This window comes from Hymenobacter sp. 5317J-9, assembly GCF_022921075.1.
Lineage (GTDB): Bacteria > Bacteroidota > Bacteroidia > Cytophagales > Hymenobacteraceae > Hymenobacter.
This window is the reverse complement of record NZ_CP095050.1, coordinates 1623488-1639512: the sequence shown is the minus strand read 5'-3', so window position 1 is coordinate 1639512 and position 16025 is coordinate 1623488. Positions and strand designations below refer to the sequence as shown.

Annotated in this window: 10 protein-coding genes; 4 read left to right on the top strand and 6 right to left on the bottom strand. The window is 59.9% G+C overall.

Annotation, left to right across the window (positions count from 1 at the left end; genetic code table 11):
- Positions 1–28 precede the first annotated feature (28 nt).
- The 3 genes from MUN81_RS06840 to MUN81_RS06830 all read left to right on the top strand — a co-directional run bounded on the left by MUN81_RS06840 (position 29) and on the right by MUN81_RS06830 (position 5534).
- Positions 29–643 carry a hypothetical protein gene (locus MUN81_RS06840; protein ID WP_245116230.1) on the top strand — a complete coding sequence of 205 codons (615 nt, stop codon included), beginning with the start codon at positions 29–31 and terminating at the stop codon, positions 641–643.
- Between the two features lie 260 nt (positions 644–903).
- Positions 904–4071, top strand: coding sequence for a TonB-dependent receptor (locus MUN81_RS06835; protein ID WP_245116228.1), 3168 nt, complete (start codon positions 904–906; stop codon positions 4069–4071).
- A gap of 23 nt (positions 4072–4094) precedes the next feature.
- Positions 4095–5534 (top strand): RagB/SusD family nutrient uptake outer membrane protein, encoded by a 1440-nt coding sequence (locus MUN81_RS06830; protein ID WP_245116226.1) that lies wholly within the window; start codon positions 4095–4097, stop codon positions 5532–5534.
- 76 nt (positions 5535–5610) lie between these two features.
- Here the strand turns inward: MUN81_RS06830 and hslU are convergent, their stop codons facing one another.
- The 3 genes from hslU to lon form a co-directional block, all read right to left on the bottom strand.
- A complete protein-coding gene (gene hslU / locus MUN81_RS06825; protein WP_245116224.1) occupies positions 5611–7014 on the bottom strand; it encodes an ATP-dependent protease ATPase subunit HslU in 1404 nt (467 codons plus the stop codon).
- 151 nt (positions 7015–7165) lie between these two features.
- Positions 7166–8227 (bottom strand): type IX secretion system protein PorQ, encoded by a 1062-nt coding sequence (porQ, locus tag MUN81_RS06820; RefSeq protein ID WP_245116222.1) that lies wholly within the window; start codon positions 8225–8227, stop codon positions 7166–7168.
- 152 nt (positions 8228–8379) lie between these two features.
- Positions 8380–10800, bottom strand: a complete 2421-nt coding sequence (lon, locus tag MUN81_RS06815; protein WP_245117368.1) for an endopeptidase La — start codon at positions 10798–10800, stop codon at positions 8380–8382.
- A gap of 321 nt (positions 10801–11121) precedes the next feature.
- Between lon and MUN81_RS06810 the strand changes: the two genes are divergently transcribed.
- Positions 11122–13245, top strand: a complete 2124-nt coding sequence (locus MUN81_RS06810) for an OmpA family protein (RefSeq protein ID WP_245116220.1) — start codon at positions 11122–11124, stop codon at positions 13243–13245.
- A gap of 239 nt (positions 13246–13484) precedes the next feature.
- Here the strand turns inward: MUN81_RS06810 and MUN81_RS06805 are convergent, their stop codons facing one another.
- The 3 genes from MUN81_RS06805 to MUN81_RS06795 are packed head-to-tail and all read right to left on the bottom strand — an operon-like array spanning position 13485 to position 15905.
- Positions 13485–13928: a 3-oxoacyl-ACP synthase gene (locus MUN81_RS06805; protein ID WP_245116218.1), complete on the bottom strand. Its 444-nt coding sequence runs from the start codon at positions 13926–13928 to the stop codon at positions 13485–13487.
- Positions 13925–14356 carry a hypothetical protein gene (locus MUN81_RS06800; RefSeq protein WP_245116216.1) on the bottom strand — a complete coding sequence of 144 codons (432 nt, stop codon included), beginning with the start codon at positions 14354–14356 and terminating at the stop codon, positions 13925–13927. The genes MUN81_RS06805 and MUN81_RS06800 overlap by 4 nt, the downstream gene beginning before the upstream one ends.
- A gap of 52 nt (positions 14357–14408) precedes the next feature.
- Positions 14409–15905: a GH3 auxin-responsive promoter family protein gene (locus MUN81_RS06795; protein ID WP_245116214.1), complete on the bottom strand. Its 1497-nt coding sequence runs from the start codon at positions 15903–15905 to the stop codon at positions 14409–14411.
- Positions 15906–16025: the final 120 nt, after the last annotated feature.

Genomic DNA, 16025 nt, shown 5'->3' with positions numbered 1-16025 from the left:
CTCTCATCGATTTCATCTGCTTCGTTATATGAAAAAGTATTTCACTCAGTTGCTACTGCTGGTTATGGCGGTGTCCGCCCTTCCGGCTTGCCGCGAGGCCAGCCGGATACCCGAGCCCGCCACCGAAAGCATTCCGCTGGTTATTCCGGAAATCAACCCGCAGAAATCGTACTTCGACTACCCGTCGGCTCGTAACTCTGTCACCACTCAGACCACTACTGGCACCCCGCGTCCGGTATTCGAGTTTGTGGTGAACCCGTCCAAGGGTTACTCGGAGCTGCAAACGGTGGAAGTGTACAAGAGCTTCCGCCGTAACAACATCCTCGGCCCCCGGGTCAAGGTAATGGACCTTACCTCCTTCCCGGCCACCGTAACCATCGATAGCCAGGAAGCCATCAAGGACCTGTTTCCGAACTCGCCCACCACGGCCAACCCCGCTCCTACCCCTGTTCTGGCCACGTCGCCGGGGGCCCGCAATAACATGCTGAACGGCGAGGCGGTCGTTTTCACCTTCGAGTACGTTATGAAGGACGGCCGTCGCATCATTCTCACTCCGCTTTCTACCACCACGGGCTCCGTGGGCGCACCCACTGGCACGCTCATCAATGCTCCCTACGCAGCCGTAGCAGAGTTCCGCATCTAGGAAAATTGTCGGCTCCCCCGTGTGCAAAAAAGCCCGGTACTGCATCTGCTTAGTACCGGGCTTCTTTTTAATATTCCTTTAATCCAAAGCAGAAAAATTGAGGCTAGCTTGCCTATGCTGCCAGCTATTCCTAAATAATTTACGGAAATCACAAGTTTTCATGAAGAATTGATGTTCTTTTTGCTCTTGCATGCCTGAATTGTCTTATTTTTGACAGTGTAAACTCACCATTACCATTACCATTTTTTAACCTTTTGTCCATGAAAAAAACCTTACTCATGAGCCTCGTGCTCATGTTTACTCTCTTACAGGGGGTGTTGGCGCAAACGCGCACCATCTCCGGACGAGTAACTGACCAAAAGACCGGCGACGGTTTGCCGGGTGTGACGGTGTTGCTGAAAGGCACCACCAATGGCGTTTCCACCAACGCTGACGGTGCTTTTAGCCTTTCGGTGCCGGAATCTGGCGGCACGCTCGTATTCAGTTCCGTGGGCATGACGACCCAGGAGCGGGCCATTGGCACTAACTCCGACTTTCAGGTAGCACTGGCTACCGACACCAAACAACTGACCGAAGTTGTGGTGACGGGCTATGGCGGCTCGCAGGATGTGAAAGACATCACGGGCTCGGTGGCCAAAGTCACGGAAGAGAAGCTCTTGTTGCAGCCGGTAGTGAGCGCCGACCAAGCCTTGCAGGGCCGCATGGCCGGTGTGAACGTGAACACGACCAGCGGCACCCTCGGTGACCAAGCCGTGATTCGCATTCGCGGCGCCAACTCCATTTCCAACAGCTCGCAGCCGCTGTTTATCCTCGACGGTGTGCCGCTGAACAACAGTGCTCAAGCCAACTCGCTCAGCACGCGTTACAACCCCTTGGCCGACATCAACCCTAACGACATCGCCTCGGTCGATGTGCTGAAAGACGCTTCTGCTGCCGCCATTTATGGTTCGCGCGGCGCCAACGGCGTAGTTGTTATCACGACCAAACGCGGGAAATCAGGCACCAATCGTCTGTCCTTCAACTCGTTCTATGGCTTCCAGGATGCCGTACGCACCCCCAAGGTGCTCAATGGCAGTGACTTTATTGCCATTTCGAACGAAAAGGCAGCCAATGCCCGTGCAGGCAGCGTAGGCGCCCCCGGTAACGTGGGCAACACCAGCATCCCGGCGGCCATTGCCGCTCCCATCGATGTGAACGGCGACGGTGTTCCGGATGAGACGGACTGGATTAAAGAAGTTTTCCAGCGTGGCACGCAGCAGAACTACCAGGTAGCCCTGTCGGGCGGCAACGAATTTGCTTCCTACTATGGCTCGGGTGACTGGAACGACCAGAAAGGCATCATCCTGAACAACCGGCTGCGCCGTGGGTCGGGACGCCTCAACATTGACCTGACTCCCAAGAAATGGCTCAAGAGCGGCGTTAGCCTGAACTACGCCAAGACCTATAACCAAGGTATCAACGGCGAAAACGCTCTGGCCGGTGCCACGGTATCGGGCTACACGGCTCCGCCGAACATTCCCGCCTACAACCCCGATGGCAGCTATTACCTGAACACCTTGGGTAACCTGGGCAACGGCAATAACGTCGTTCCCAGCACGTACGCTCCCAACGCTTACTTCCACATCATTGGTACGCTGCGCGAAAACCGCAACGACAACACGGTGCAACGCACCTTGGGCAACGGCTACCTCACGGTAGAACCCCTGAAAGGCTTGCAGTTGACTACTAAATACGGCATCGACTACTCCACCAACTTTGAAGACCAGTACAGCAGCCCCATTCTGGGCAGCTTGGGGCGTCAGCTTGGACAGGGCCTGGTGCAGCTGTATAACACCACCCGCACCCAGTACAACTGGCAGAACTATGCGAACTACGACCGTGTATTCAACGAGAAGCACACGATTGGCCTGACTGCTGGTGTTGAATATCAGGAGACGCGCACTCAACTCGTGTACAGTTCCGGTGCCGACTTCGCCGACACGAAGTTTCAATCGCTGCTCGACGGCCTGTATACCAACCAGACCGGTACTGGTGGCTCCGCTTTCAATAACGGTTTCCAGTCGTACTTCGCCCGCGCCAACTACAGCTTCGACAACAAATACTACGCCTCGTTCTCATTCCGGGCTGATGCCTCCTCCATTTTTGGAGCGAACAACCAGCGCGGCTACTTCCCCGGCGGCTCGGTAGGATGGCGCATTTCGCAGGAGAATTTCATGAAGGGCATCACGGCCATCAACGATTTGAAACTGCGCGCCAGCTACGGCAAAGTAGGTAACTCTGCCGGCATTGGGTCGTACGCTTCGCGCACGCTCGTGGGTGGCGGCCAATACGCCGACCTCAACGGCTTCAGCATCTCTCAGGTGGGCAACCCCTCAGTTGCATGGGAAACGTCGAAGAAGCTTGACATTGGCTTTGATGCAGCACTGGTAAACAACCGCATCAACGTGACGTTCGACTTCTTTAACAACGACGTGAGCGGTATATTGCTGTTCGCACCAACGTTGCGCACCACGGGCATTCCCGGTTCGGGTGTAAACCGCAACGTGGGCAGCATGTACAACCGCGGTGTTGAATTGACTCTCAACACGGTGAACGTGCGCCTGCAAAACGGCTTTACGTGGACCTCAAACCTGAACGGCAGCATCATCAAGAACCGGATTACGGAGTTGGCCACCCCGAACGACATCACCGCAGGCAACCAGCGCGCCAGCATCGGCAGCAGCGTCGGCATTTATTTCCTACCCGTGTGGGCCGGTGTAAACCCCGCTAATGGCAACGCACAGTTCCTGGACAAAGACGGCAACATCAAGCAGTATGATGCCGCTTACACGACCAATGCTTCCACAACCCAGGGCCGCTGGCTCACGGCATCGGGCGATGTGACCACACCCATCACGGTGGCCGACTACAAGTACACCAACAAGACCGGTTACCCCACCTTCTTCGGTGGCTTTGACAACACTTTCTCCTTCAAAGGGCTGGAACTTGGCATCTTCCTGCAATACAGCGGTGGCAACCAGATTTACAACGGTTACCGTGCTGCTCTGCTGAGCAACAGCTTGCAGAACAACATCACCGAGATTAAAGACCGTTGGACGACTCCTGGCCAGCAGACGGACATCCAGAAGCTTGTGTTGCGCGATGTGGTGTCGACTCAGGCGTCGACCCGTTGGCTCGAAAACGGTGACTTCCTGCGCATTCGCCAGGCTAGCCTGGGCTACAACCTGCCCGACGCTTTCATCAAACGTTACGGGGTGAACAACCTGCGCGTGTACGTGCTGGCACAAAATCTGTACAACTTCACCAAGTACAAAGGTTTGGACCCCGAAGTGAACACCAACATCGGCAACAACATTGCTTATGGTGTTGACGGTCGTTCGGTGCCCCCGACCCGCAGCTTCACCTTCGGCATTAACGTTGGCATTTAATCGTGGCTTTTCCTTCTCTTTACATGAATCATAATTCTAAATTGCGGCTGGCCGCTTTCTGCGCCATGCTGCTTGCCTCGGGCACTGGCTGCGACGTTCTTACCCAAGACCCGCCCACAGCCCTGACCCAGGAAGATGCGTTCGCCAATGCCGACCGCATCTCCAAATCGGCCATTGGTATGTACAATGGCTTGCAAAACGCTGAGTTTTTGGGCGGCCGTGCCCTTATCTACAGCGACATTCGCAGCGATGACACCAACCCCGCCGGGTTCTTCGGCAACGTGTCTACGTTCAACCAGCAGGCCAACGATGGTATTGCAACGAACGCTTGGACCGGTGGTTACAACTCGCTGTACGCTGTAAACTACTTCCTGCAGCAAATTGCCAAAAACCCAGGCAAAACCACTCCTGCGCTGGAAGCCCAATACATTGGAGAGGCTAAGTTCATCCGGGCCCTCGTGTATTTTCACCTGGTGAATCTGTTTGCTCAGCCCTACAATTTCACCGCGGATGCCTCGCACGCCGGCGTGCCCCTGCAGTTGACGGCACCGGACGCAAGCACTGCTTTTGATGCCAGTCAAAACTTGTCCCGCGCAACCGTTCGTCAGGTATACACCCAAATCGAGCAAGACCTGAACGACGCCATCATTGCACTGCCCGAAACGTACGGAACTGCTTACGACCGCACCGCGCGTGCGACCAAAGACGCTGCCCGCACCTTGCTCTCGCGCGTGTATTTGTACAAGGGCCAGTATGCAGAAGCTGCGACCATGGCTAACACGGTAATTACCGGCGCCCGCCATTCGCTGTCAGCCACTCCCGCGGTGCCATTCACTGCCGCTACCTTCAGCAACCCCGAGTCGATTTTCTCGGTGGCCATGAACCTCAGCGACAACCCGAACACCAACAACGCCATTGGCCAGCACTACGGTCGCCTGCGTCGGGCCGACATCAGCGTTACGCCCTATGCGCGTATCGACAGCACGCAGTTCCGCAGCAAAGACCGTCGTCGCACGCTGCTACTTGACCCATCGACGTTCCCGGCTTCTGCTACAACCAACATCTTCACGCTGAAGTACAACAACGGTTCGGCTGACAATGTGCCGATTGCTCGTTACTCTGAAGTGCTGTTGAACCGTGCCGAAGGCCTCGCTCAAACCGATGCCGGCATCAGCGCTGAAGCCATCACGCTGTTGAACACGGTACGTCGCCGGTCGCTGCCAACGATTCCGGCTTACCCCAACTACACGGCAGCGTCTTTTGCCAACAAGCAAGCACTGATTGATGCCATTCTGTTTGAGCGCCGTTTGGAGCTGGCATTTGAAGGCCACCGTTATTACGACTTGATGCGCTACAAGCGCAACTCGAGCCGCATCAACTACGGCGAGCAAAAAGCCATTTTCCCAATTCCCAACGTTGATATCCAGCAAAATCCCAACCTCGTGCAGAACCCCGGGTACTAACCCTTCTGACCAAGGCACAAAAAAGCCCCAGCCAATTTGGCTGGGGCTTTTTTATTGATTTATCTAGTAGCCACTACTAAAGAATATACTGACTCAAATCCCGGTTTTTCACCATGTCGCTCAGGCGCTCATCTACCAAGGCAGCCGTGATTTGCACGTGGGCGTGGGCGCCGATTTTGTCCGGCACGTCGTAAAGGATGTCGTTGAGCAGGCGGCTCATGACGGTGTGTAGGCGGCGGGCGCCGATGTTCTCGACCTCAGCGTTTACTTCCGAGGCAATTTCGGCCAGGCGCTCCAACGCGGCATCATCGAAAGTCAGCACCACGTCCTCGGCCTGGAGCAGGGCTTCGTACTGCTTGGTGAGGGCATTTTTGGGGTCTTTCAGGATGCGGAAGAAATCATCCTTGGTGAGGCTTTGCAGTTCGACGCGGATGGGGAAGCGGCCCTGCAGCTCGGGGATGAGGTCGCTGGGTTTGGAGACGTGGAAGGCGCCGGCGGCAATGAACAGGATGTGGTCGGTGTTGACGATGCCGTACTTGGTGCTCACGGCCGAGCCTTCCACGATGGGCAGCAGGTCGCGCTGCACACCCTGGCGGCTCACGTCGGGGCCGCCCTTGCCGCTGCCGCCGCTGGTGGCCACCTTGTCAATTTCATCGATGAAGATGATGCCGGCGTTTTCGGCTTGGCGGATGGCTTCGTCCTTCACCTCGTCCATGTCGATGAGCTTGGCGGCCTCCTCGTCGAGGAGGAGCTTGCGGGCTTCGGCCACGGTCACTTTGCGCTTGCGGGTTTTCTTGGGCAGCATGTTGCCCAGCATGTCCTGCAGGCCCGAGAGCGTGCCCTCGTCCATGCCGGGAGGCGCGCCCATGATGCCCACGCTGGGGCCCGACTGCGCCACCTGAATTTCAATCTTGCGGTCTTCCAGCTCACCGTTCTTGATTTTCTGACGGAACCGCTCACGGGTGCGCTCGTTCAGCTCCGCGTCGGAGGTAGGCACACCGTCCCCGCCCCCACTGCCAAAGCCGAGACCGGTTTTGGCACCGGCGGGCTGCGGAATGGCCGGAATGAGGGCGTCGAGGATGATTTCCTCCACCGCGTCGGCGGCCTGCGCTTTCACGGCTTCTTGGCGGCGGGCTTTCACGCGGTTTACGCTTTGCTCGGCTAGGTCGCGCACCATGCTTTCCACGTCGCGGCCCACATAGCCCACTTCGGTAAACTTGCTGGCTTCCACTTTCACGAAAGGCGCATCGGCGAGGTGGGCCAGGCGGCGGGCAATTTCGGTTTTGCCCACGCCGGTGGCCCCAATCATGAGGATGTTGTTGGGCACGATTTCGGCCTGCATGGCGGCCGGAGCGTGCAGGCGGCGCCAGCGGTTGCGCAGCGCAATGGCCACGTGGCGCTTGGCGTCGTGCTGGCCGATGATGTATTTATCAAGCTCGGCCACGATTTGGGCCGGGGTCAGAAAGGTGTCGTTGAGCATATGGGTAATGTACGGGAACAGGGCAATAAAAGAACGTCATGCAGAGCGCAGCGAAGCATCTTGCCCGCAGTAGGTAAACCAATCGAAAGGATTTACTTACTGCGGGCAAGATGCTTCGCTGCGCTCTGCATGACGTTCTGGAGGTAAGTGGCTACTCCTTCTTCTTAAACAAAGAATCCAAGTTGCGGGAAAGGGTGAAGTACTCGCTGGAGCCCGCCGCCTGCAGCGTGGCGTGGGTGTAATCAATTTGAAAGCTGCTGATTTTGAGCATGGCGCCGAAGCTGAGGCCGGCGCTGCCGCTGGTGTTATCGAGGCGCAGCTCGCGGCGCTGCAAGTGGTTGTATCCCACCCGGAATTGCAGGTTTTTGCTGAGCACGAGCGCCGCAGCCGCCGTGAAGTGCCGGGCCAGGTTGTCGCCGAAGCTTTTGGTGGGCTTCTTTTCCTGCCCACTGGCGTCGAGAGTGCCGCGGGCGTTGGGGTCGAGGTACTGAATGTCCCACTGCTGCAAGTGGTGGGCCGTTAGGGATATGCGCACGGGCATGTGCTCGGGCTTCACCGAGGCGCCAATCTGCACGTCGAGCGGTAGTGGGCCGCGCTCGGTGCCAGGATAGGGTGAGAACTGGAAGCCAGCATTTTTCACCACCAAGCCGGCCGTGAAGTCCGCCGTGGGGTGCTTGTAGACCACGCCGGCATCGGCCACGCCGGCCAGCGAGCGGTTGCCGGCAATGCTGCTCACGGCCAGCTTGGTGGTAGCCCCAAAGGTGAACTTGCCCTTGGTGTACGAGTCCGACACGCCCACCGTGTACTCGTTCACGCCCACCGTGCCCAGGCTGTTGCCGGCCAAGTCGTAGCTCTCGAAGTTGCCGTAGTTGAGGTAGGTGACGCCCACGCCGAAGCGGCCATACTTCTCCGTATTGAACACGTAGGCGGCCGTGCTTTGCTTGATGTCGGCCACGTAGGCCACGTAGCTCAGCGCCAGTCGGCCGTCCATTTCGGCGTTCAGCAGGGCCGGGTTGGCAAACAGCATGGTCGGGTCGTCGTTGCGGGACGAGGGGCTCATGCCGCCCAAAGCCGCCTGCTGCGCGCCCACGGGCAGGTCCAGAAACGGAAAAACCGTGCGCCCACCCAGCTGCTGCGCCGCGGCTGGGCGCAGGCCCAATCCTCCCATTAACAAACCCAAACCGGCCAGCCGATACGCGGAAAATTGCTTCATATAACTAAGGTACGACGGGAGGAAAACCCGTCGCAGCGCTAACGCCGGAGATTGTTAGAAAGTATCCGAACCAACAGCGGACCGTCCTGCTGAGCGTAGTAGCGCGGCTTCGACTGTACTCAGCAGGACGGTCTGTTTACCCCCATTATACCCTACTGCACTTCCACGCTGGGCCCTACGACGGGCACGGGCTCGTCGCGCACGGGCAGCAGCTGCGGGTGCGGCACCAGCTCGTCGAGCAGGGCCACGCGCAGCACATCGTCCACGCGGTCGGCGTAGTGAATGGTGAGGCCTTTGAGGTAGTCTTCCTGGATTTCCTCAATGTCCTTGCGGTTTTTGGGGCAGAGGATGATGTCCTTCATGCCGGCGCGGCGGGCGGCCAGCAGCTTCTCCTTGATGCCGCCCACGGGCAGCACCTTGCCGCGCAGGGTGATTTCGCCGGTCATGGCCAGCTTGGCGCGCACCCGGCGCTGGGTGTAGGCCGAAGCAATGCTGGTGAAAATGGCAATGCCCGCGCTGGGGCCATCTTTGGGCACGGCGCCTTCGGGGAAGTGAATGTGCAGGTCGTACTGCTCAAACAAGCGGTAGTCGATGCCGATTTCGTCGGCCCGCGAGCGTAGGTAGCTGAGTGCCGTAATGGCCGATTCCTTCATTACGTCGCCGAGCTGGCCCGAGAGCGTCAGCTTGCCCCGGCCGCGGCTCAGCAGGCTTTCCACGAAGAGAATGTCGCCGCCTACGCTGGTCCAGGCCAGGCCCGTCACCACGCCGGCGGTGTCGTTGTCCTGGTACTGGTCGCGGTCGAAGATGGCGGCACCGAGAATTTTGCGGATTTCGGCGGGCTCCATCACGGCCGGCACGGGCTCTTTGCCCGCCTTGCGGCGGGCCAGGTTGCGCGTCACGGCGGCCAGCTTGCGCTCCAGGCCGCGCACGCCGCTTTCGCGGGTGTAGTCGTCGGCCACGCGGTGCAGCGAGGCGTCCGTGATTTTCACTTCATTCTCGCCCAGGCCGTGCTCCTTTAGCTGCTTGGGCCAGAGGTGCTTTCGGGCAATCTGCACCTTTTCCTCCTGGGTGTAGCCGGTGAGGTCGATGATTTCCATGCGGTCGCGCAGGGCCGGCTGAATGGTGTCAAGCGAGTTGGCCGTGGCAATGAACAAGACCTTGCTCAGGTCATATTCCACCTCCAGGTAGTTGTCGGTGAAAGTGGCGTTTTGTTCCGGGTCCAGCACTTCGAGCAGGGCCGAGCTGGGGTCGCCGCGGAAGTCGCTGCTCACCTTGTCAATCTCATCGAGAATGATGACCGGGTTTGAAGCGCCGGCCTTCTTAATCTGCGAGATGATGCGGCCGGGCATGGCGCCCACGTAGGTTTTGCGGTGCCCGCGAATCTCGGCTTCGTCGCGCACGCCGCCCAGGCTCATGCGCACGTACTTGCGGCCCAGGGCCGTGGCAATGCTGCGGCCCAGGGAGGTTTTGCCCACGCCAGGAGGTCCGTACAAACACAAAATCGGCGCCTTCAAATCCTGCTTCAGCTTTAGCACCGCCAGGTATTCCAGAATGCGCTCCTTCACCTTTTCGAGTCCGAAATGGTCGGCGTCAAGGATTTTCTTGGTTTGCTTGAGGTTGAATTTGTCCTTGGTGTACTCACCCCAGGGCAAATCGAGCAGAAACTCCACGTAGTTCACGCTCACCGAATAGTCGGGCGCCATGGGGTTGGTGCGGGCCAGCTTCTCCATCTCCTTCTTAAAATGGAGCGCCACGTTCTCAGGCCATTTCTTGGTTTCGGCGCGGGCGCGCAGGCGCTGCACGTCCTCGTCGGGGCCGTCCTGGCCCAGCTCATCCTGCAGGGTTTTGAGCTGCTGGCGCAGGAAATACTCGCGCTGCTGGGCATCGATGCCGGTGTGAGTTTTGGAACGAATGTCCTGCTTGATTTCAAGCAGCTCGGCCTGGCTGAGCAGGGCTTCGAGCAATTGGCGAGCCTGAGCCTCGGGGTCGGCCAACTCCAGCAGTTTCTGCTTGGCGGGCAGGTCGAGCTGCACGTTGCTGGACAGGAAGTGCGTGAGGAAAGCCGGCGACTGAATGCCATCGAGCATGGCCCGGGCTTCCATCGGAATCTCGGGCGTGAGTTCCAGCACCTTGGTCGCGGCCTCACGCAGGGCCTGCATCAGGCCAAACTCGGCCGGGATATCGGGGTTGAGAGCCACCTCGGCGAAGTAGCTCACCCGCGCCACCAGCGGCGTAAAGCTCAGCTGCTCCTCGATGGTGAAGCGCACCTGGCCTTGTAGGATGATGGTAATCTGGCCGTCGGGCTGCTCCAGCAGCTTCAGGATGCGGGCCAGGGTGCCAACGGGGTGCAACTCCTCGGTGGTGGGCTCGTCGGCGTCGGGGTTGAGCTGGGCCACCACGCCCACGAGCTTGTCGGCGGCGTAGGCTTTGCGCACCAGCTTCACGCTTTTTTTGCGCGTCACGGTCACGGGCAGCACCACGCCGGGAAACAGCACGGTGTTGCGCACGGGCAGCAGGGAAAGCGTGGGGGGCGCGTCGTCGCCGCGCAGAAGGTGGTCAGGGTCGGCGGCCATGATGGCGATGGCTTCGGGTTGGGAATTGGGGTCGCCGAGGGCCCGCAGGGGGACCGCAGCAGAGGGTTGAACAGATGCCAGGCGCATGAACGAGGAGTAAGCCAGAAACAACGGCGACGGGTGCCACATTGGCAGCCCGTGGCGGGGTGAAGCGGGAAGTACAAGGTACGGCTTCCCGACGCTTTAGGACGTCAAGGGCCGTGCCAGGGGCCGCGGTGCGCCAAAGCGGCGCACGCGGTGGGGAGTAACCGCTCACCCGCGGCGCATAAATCGCTAATTTGGTGGCAACTTGCGCCGATAATTATTTTTATTACTCTACCAATGCCGTTTTTATTGCGTCGAGGGGCAATTCAACTCCTGTTGCTGCTGGGCCTGCTGGGCGCGTTTCAGGCCCGGGCCCAGCGCCGACCGGTCAAGCGCATTCCCGCCGCGGCGTCGCCCTCGGCCGATACCACCAGCGGCGGCGCCTCGGCGGCCCCCAAAAAAGCGCCGGCCAAAGCCGCCCCGGCCATTGCGCCGGGCACCTACCGCGTGCGCGGCCTCAGCAGCCGCGTGAGCCGCAAGCTCCACCTGCGCCCCGACGGCACCCCTGACTTCGTGTACGTGAACCGCTACCCGTTCTACGAGGACAAAAAAGCCCTGCGCGCCATTGCCAAGGCCGAAAAGCGCCGCCAGTACCACCAGGCCCGCCTGCTGCTCGAAGACTACGTGGCCCGCTTCGGCCCCGTCAACTTTGCCAAGAACACCGACATGCTCTGGCGCCTGGGCCAGCTGCTGGAGCGCGACAGCCAAACGGTGAAGGCCAAGGCCTACTACCGTCTCGCCCTCAAGCACCACCGCACCGACATCTCGAAGGTGCAGCTCTACTACGACTCGCTGGAACAGAAAAACCAGGACCTGTACGTGCCCCTCAAAACGTACTACGACCTGGTGGAGTACCGCAAAAACCTCAACACCTTCCACCCGCCCAAAGGCGTGTACACGAGCATGGGCGACGCCATCAACAGCAAGGCGCCTGACTACGGGCCGGCGCTGGGCGGCAACGACTCCCTGTTTCTGTTCAGCAGCAAGCGCAAGCGCCGCGGCATCACGGGCGTGGTGGATGAGGACCTATACACCTCGCGCCGCGAAGGCGTAAGCTGGACCGACGCCGAGCCCCTGCCCAAGCCCATCAACTCGCCCAACAACGAAGGCTCGGCCTGCCTGAGCAAGGACGGCAAGACCATTTTCTTCGCGCGCTGCGAATGCTCTACCTGCCGCGGCAACTGCGACCTCTACACCGCCACCCTGGGCAAAGACGGCAAATGGGGCACGCCCAAAAGCCTGGGCGCGCTGGTGAACTCGCCGGCCTGGGACTCGCAGCCCACGCTCTCGCAGGGTGAAGACACGCTCTATTTCGCCTCCGACCGGCTGGGCGGCTTCGGCCTGTCAGACATCTATTTCACGCATAAGCTCAAAAACGGGCAGTGGAGCCCGGCCGAAAACATGGGCCCCGTGGTGAACACCCGCGAGAGCGAGGTGAGCCCCTTCTACCACCCGCTCTACCACGTGCTGTACTTCAGCTCGCGCGGACAACTGCTCAATTTTGGCGACTTCGACATCTACAAAACCTACCGCGTGCAGGGCCGCTGGCAGGAGCCGCGCAACATTGGCCCGCTCGTGAACGGCAAGGGGTCGGAGTACTACTTCACCATCGACCGCGAAAGCAAAAACCTCTACTACGCCCGCTCCGAGGTCACGGAAATCAACAATCTGGACCTGTATTCCTTTCCGCTGCCCATGGAAGCCCAGCCGCTGGCCACCACCCGCGTGGAGGGCACGCTCATCGACTCGGTGAGCAGCAAGCCGCTGAAAGGCATCGTGAGCATCATCGACACCGACAACGGCATTGAGGTGGCCAGTAAGTTCATCCGGCCCGACGGCACGTTCGACTTCGAACTGATTGAGGGCTCGCACTACGCCATGCTGATTCAGAGCCCGGACTTTTTCTCGGTGGAGAAGCAGTTTGCGCTGAAAGGCGACACGGTGATGACGCTGCTCACCAACAGCATCGACTACCGGCTGCCGCTCATTTTCAAAAACATCGAGTTTGAGCAGGGCAAGGCTTCCATCCTGCCGGCCATGCAGCCCACCCTCGACCGCATTGCGCTGTTTCTGGTCGACCATCCCACGTTCCGGCTCAGCATTGCGGGCCACACCGACAGCAGCGGCGACCCCGAGGTGAACGAAAAGCTCTCGCAGGACCGCGCCGAGGAAATTCGCAAGTACATCGAGCGCAAGGGCAAGCTCAAGCCCAACCGCATTGAAAGCTTCGGCTACGGCTCCAGCAAGCCCCTGAAAGACGAGTTGACCGAGGCCGACGCCAAGGTGAACCGCCGCGTGGAGTTCAAGCTCATCAAGCCCGACAGCGACAAACCCGCCGATGGCGGCGGCGACTGGAAGTAGGGGCTCATACGTGCCCAAAGGCCGCTCATACGCATCACGGGCTTGCTCCTACACGTCTCGCGTCTCCTCATACGTATCACGAGCGTGCTCATACACGTCCAGCATCTCCTCTTACACGTCACGGGCTTGCTCATACGCATCACGAGCGTGCTCCTACACGCCACGGGCCCGCTCCTACACGTCTCGGGCGTGCTCCTACACGTCACGGGGCTGCTCATACGCCTCGCGGGCGCAAGCGCCTACTCCACGGCTAGCACGCGCACGGTTTTACCGTTGAAACCAGCCTCCTCCCCCGCCCGCAGCCCTTTCAGCGCCACCGCCACCGGCGCGGCGGGCGAAACGGCGAAAACCTCGGCACCCTCCAGCTTGCCGGCGCTGATGCTGATGTAGAACCGGCCCAGGCTGGTGCTCACCAGGGCGCCGGGCCGCACGGTGGCGCAGGGCAGTTCGGGGTTGATGCGGGCCAGCTCGGCTTGCAGCTGCTGGGCCTGCTGCATGTGGGCGGCGTTGCGGTCGCGCTCGGCGTTGGCCATTTCGCGGCCGGTTTCATACTTGTCGCCGGCGCTGCTCTTGGTTTCGGAAGAGGAGGACTCCTGGGCGGCCTGCATGGCGGTGCGGGCGGCGCTGATGCGCTGCTCGATGAAGGCGTGGCAGAGGGCGTAGAGGGCGGGTTTGGATATCATCTGGTTTCGGCTTTCCATACTAATTGCGACGTGGTTTCAACTTGCCAGTTAGTTAGCAGCGCTCCGAGCTTGTTAATGGATGCGGCTTCTGATAGAATTGAGAACTCGAAACGATGGCGCTCTGCACGTTCGCCATTATTGTCTACGATTATCCTTAAAGCTGTATGTCCGGCAGGGGAAGCGCAGTAGGCTTCTATTCGCAAGTACCCAAAAGACGAAGGGTTTCCGACTTCGCCCCATTCGAAGCACACTGTTTCGGTGGCGTTTTGGGGAAATGTTACGAGCTTGTTTCCAAACTCAATGAAGGTATCTGCATCACCGTAGAAATAGGCATGCGCTCTCACATCGGGCCTGATTATATCAATATCAAATGTGCAGTCTCCATCAAGGTCTACATTGGCTGTAAAGATGATTTTATTGCGTTTCATGTACGGTAACGGGCTTAATTACTTTCTACGGACCTACTGATTTATGCGGAATTCAAGCTTCCCTTGTCAGCCCCTCCGCCACCTTCCTATCGTTCCCTAACCGTGGCACCTTGTTCTGCCCACCCAGCCGGCCCAGGCTTTTCATGTAGCGCTGAAAGGCGCCGGCTGGTAGCGGCGTGAGGAGCAGCGGCACGAGGATGTTGCCCTTGCGCAAGTCGTCGTAATAGCTGTTGCGGCGTCGCAAGGCTATATCCAACGCCACAGCAAAAGCCCCCGCATCTAGCGGCGGCCGGGCAAACTCCACCAGCCACTCGTGGCGCGAGGGCGTGGCGGGGTCGTCGCTCACCAGCGGCGCCACGGTGAATTCCGTGACTTCCACCTCCGGAAACTGGGCCATGGCTTCGCGCAGGGCCTGCTCTACCTCCTCCCCTATTACGTGCTCGCCGAAGGCCGACAAAAAGTGCTTGATGCGGCCCGTGACCACCACACGGTGCGGCCGCAGGCTTACGAAACGCACCGTGTCGCCGATGCTGTAGCCCCACAGGCCGGCGTTGGAAGTCAGGATAACGGCGTACTGCTTGTCCAGCTCCACGTCGGCGATGGTGAGACGGGGAGCGTCGGGCTCGAAAAATCGCTCGGCGGGCACAAATTCGAAGAAGATGCCGCTGTTCAGCAGCAACAGCAGGCCCGGGTTGCCGGGCTCGTCCTGAAAGGCCAGGAAGCCCTCGGAGGCCGGGAATAGCTCGATGCTGTCCACGGGCCGGCCGATGCTTTCGAAGAGCTTGGCGCGGTAGGGCTCGAAGTTGACGCCGCCGTACACGAACAGGTTGAAGTCGGGGAACAGGTCCTTGATGGGCCGGCCGGTGCGGGCCGTGAGGCGGTCGAAATACATCTGCACCCAGGGCGGAATCCCCGAAATCAGGGTCATTTTCTCGCCCAAAGTCTCGTCCACGATGCGTTCGAGCTTGTTTTCCCAGTCTTCGATGACGTTGGTGGCGTAGCTGGGCAGCTGGTTGCGGCGCAGGTATGCCGGCACGTGGTGGTTGGCAATGCCCGAGAGCCGGCCCGTGCGGATGCCGTGGTGCAACTCCAGCGCCGGCGAGCCCGACAGGAATATCAGCTTGCCATCGAGAAACTGGCTGCGGCCGGTGCGATAGATGTAGTGCAGCAGGGCATCGCGGGCGCCGTCGATGTGGTTCGGGATGCTGTCCCGGGTAATGGGAATGTATTTGGTGCCGGAGGTGGTGCCGCTGGTTTTGGCCAGGTAGAGCGGCCGGCCCGGCCAGAGCACGTCGGCCTCGCCGGCCTGGGTGCGGTCGAACCAGGGCTTGAGGGCTTCGTAGTCACGTACGGGCACTTGGCGGGCTAGGTCGGCGGGCGTGCGGACGCCGCCCAACTCGTGCGCCCGGCCGAAGGCAGTGCCGGCCGCCGTGGCCGTGAGGCGCGTGAGCAGCTCGTGCTGCGTGGCTTCGGGGCGCTGTTGCCACCGCTCGTGGCGCCGGGCAATGTAGCGGGCCAGCGGCCGGCTCAGGGAAGCTTTCAGTCCCATAATCTCGGTAAAAATGCCATTAGAAGGGCTGCTAAGGTACGCGGGCCGGTTTCGCCAGCTACTGTCGAGGCAACCTCCCTAACTTGCCGCCGTTACCATACCTCACACTTTTACCACTTC

What these genes read in the sequence shown, in the direction of transcription:
- MUN81_RS06840 (WP_245116230.1), top strand. Translation starts at nt 29, where the DNA reads ATGAAAAAGTATTTCACTCAGTTGCTACTGCTGGTTATGGCGGTGTCC.
- MUN81_RS06835 (WP_245116228.1), top strand. Translation starts at nt 904, where the DNA reads ATGAAAAAAACCTTACTCATGAGCCTCGTGCTCATGTTTACTCTCTTA.
- MUN81_RS06830 (WP_245116226.1), top strand. Translation starts at nt 4,095, where the DNA reads ATGAATCATAATTCTAAATTGCGGCTGGCCGCTTTCTGCGCCATGCTG.
- hslU (WP_245116224.1), bottom strand. Translation starts at nt 7,014, where the DNA reads ATGCTCAACGACACCTTTCTGACCCCGGCCCAAATCGTGGCCGAGCTT.
- porQ (WP_245116222.1), bottom strand. Translation starts at nt 8,227, where the DNA reads ATGAAGCAATTTTCCGCGTATCGGCTGGCCGGTTTGGGTTTGTTAATG.
- lon (WP_245117368.1), bottom strand. Translation starts at nt 10,800, where the DNA reads ATGGCCGCCGACCCTGACCACCTTCTGCGCGGCGACGACGCGCCCCCC.
- MUN81_RS06810 (WP_245116220.1), top strand. Translation starts at nt 11,122, where the DNA reads ATGCCGTTTTTATTGCGTCGAGGGGCAATTCAACTCCTGTTGCTGCTG.
- MUN81_RS06805 (WP_245116218.1), bottom strand. Translation starts at nt 13,928, where the DNA reads ATGATATCCAAACCCGCCCTCTACGCCCTCTGCCACGCCTTCATCGAG.
- MUN81_RS06800 (WP_245116216.1), bottom strand. Translation starts at nt 14,356, where the DNA reads ATGAAACGCAATAAAATCATCTTTACAGCCAATGTAGACCTTGATGGA.
- MUN81_RS06795 (WP_245116214.1), bottom strand. Translation starts at nt 15,905, where the DNA reads ATGGGACTGAAAGCTTCCCTGAGCCGGCCGCTGGCCCGCTACATTGCC.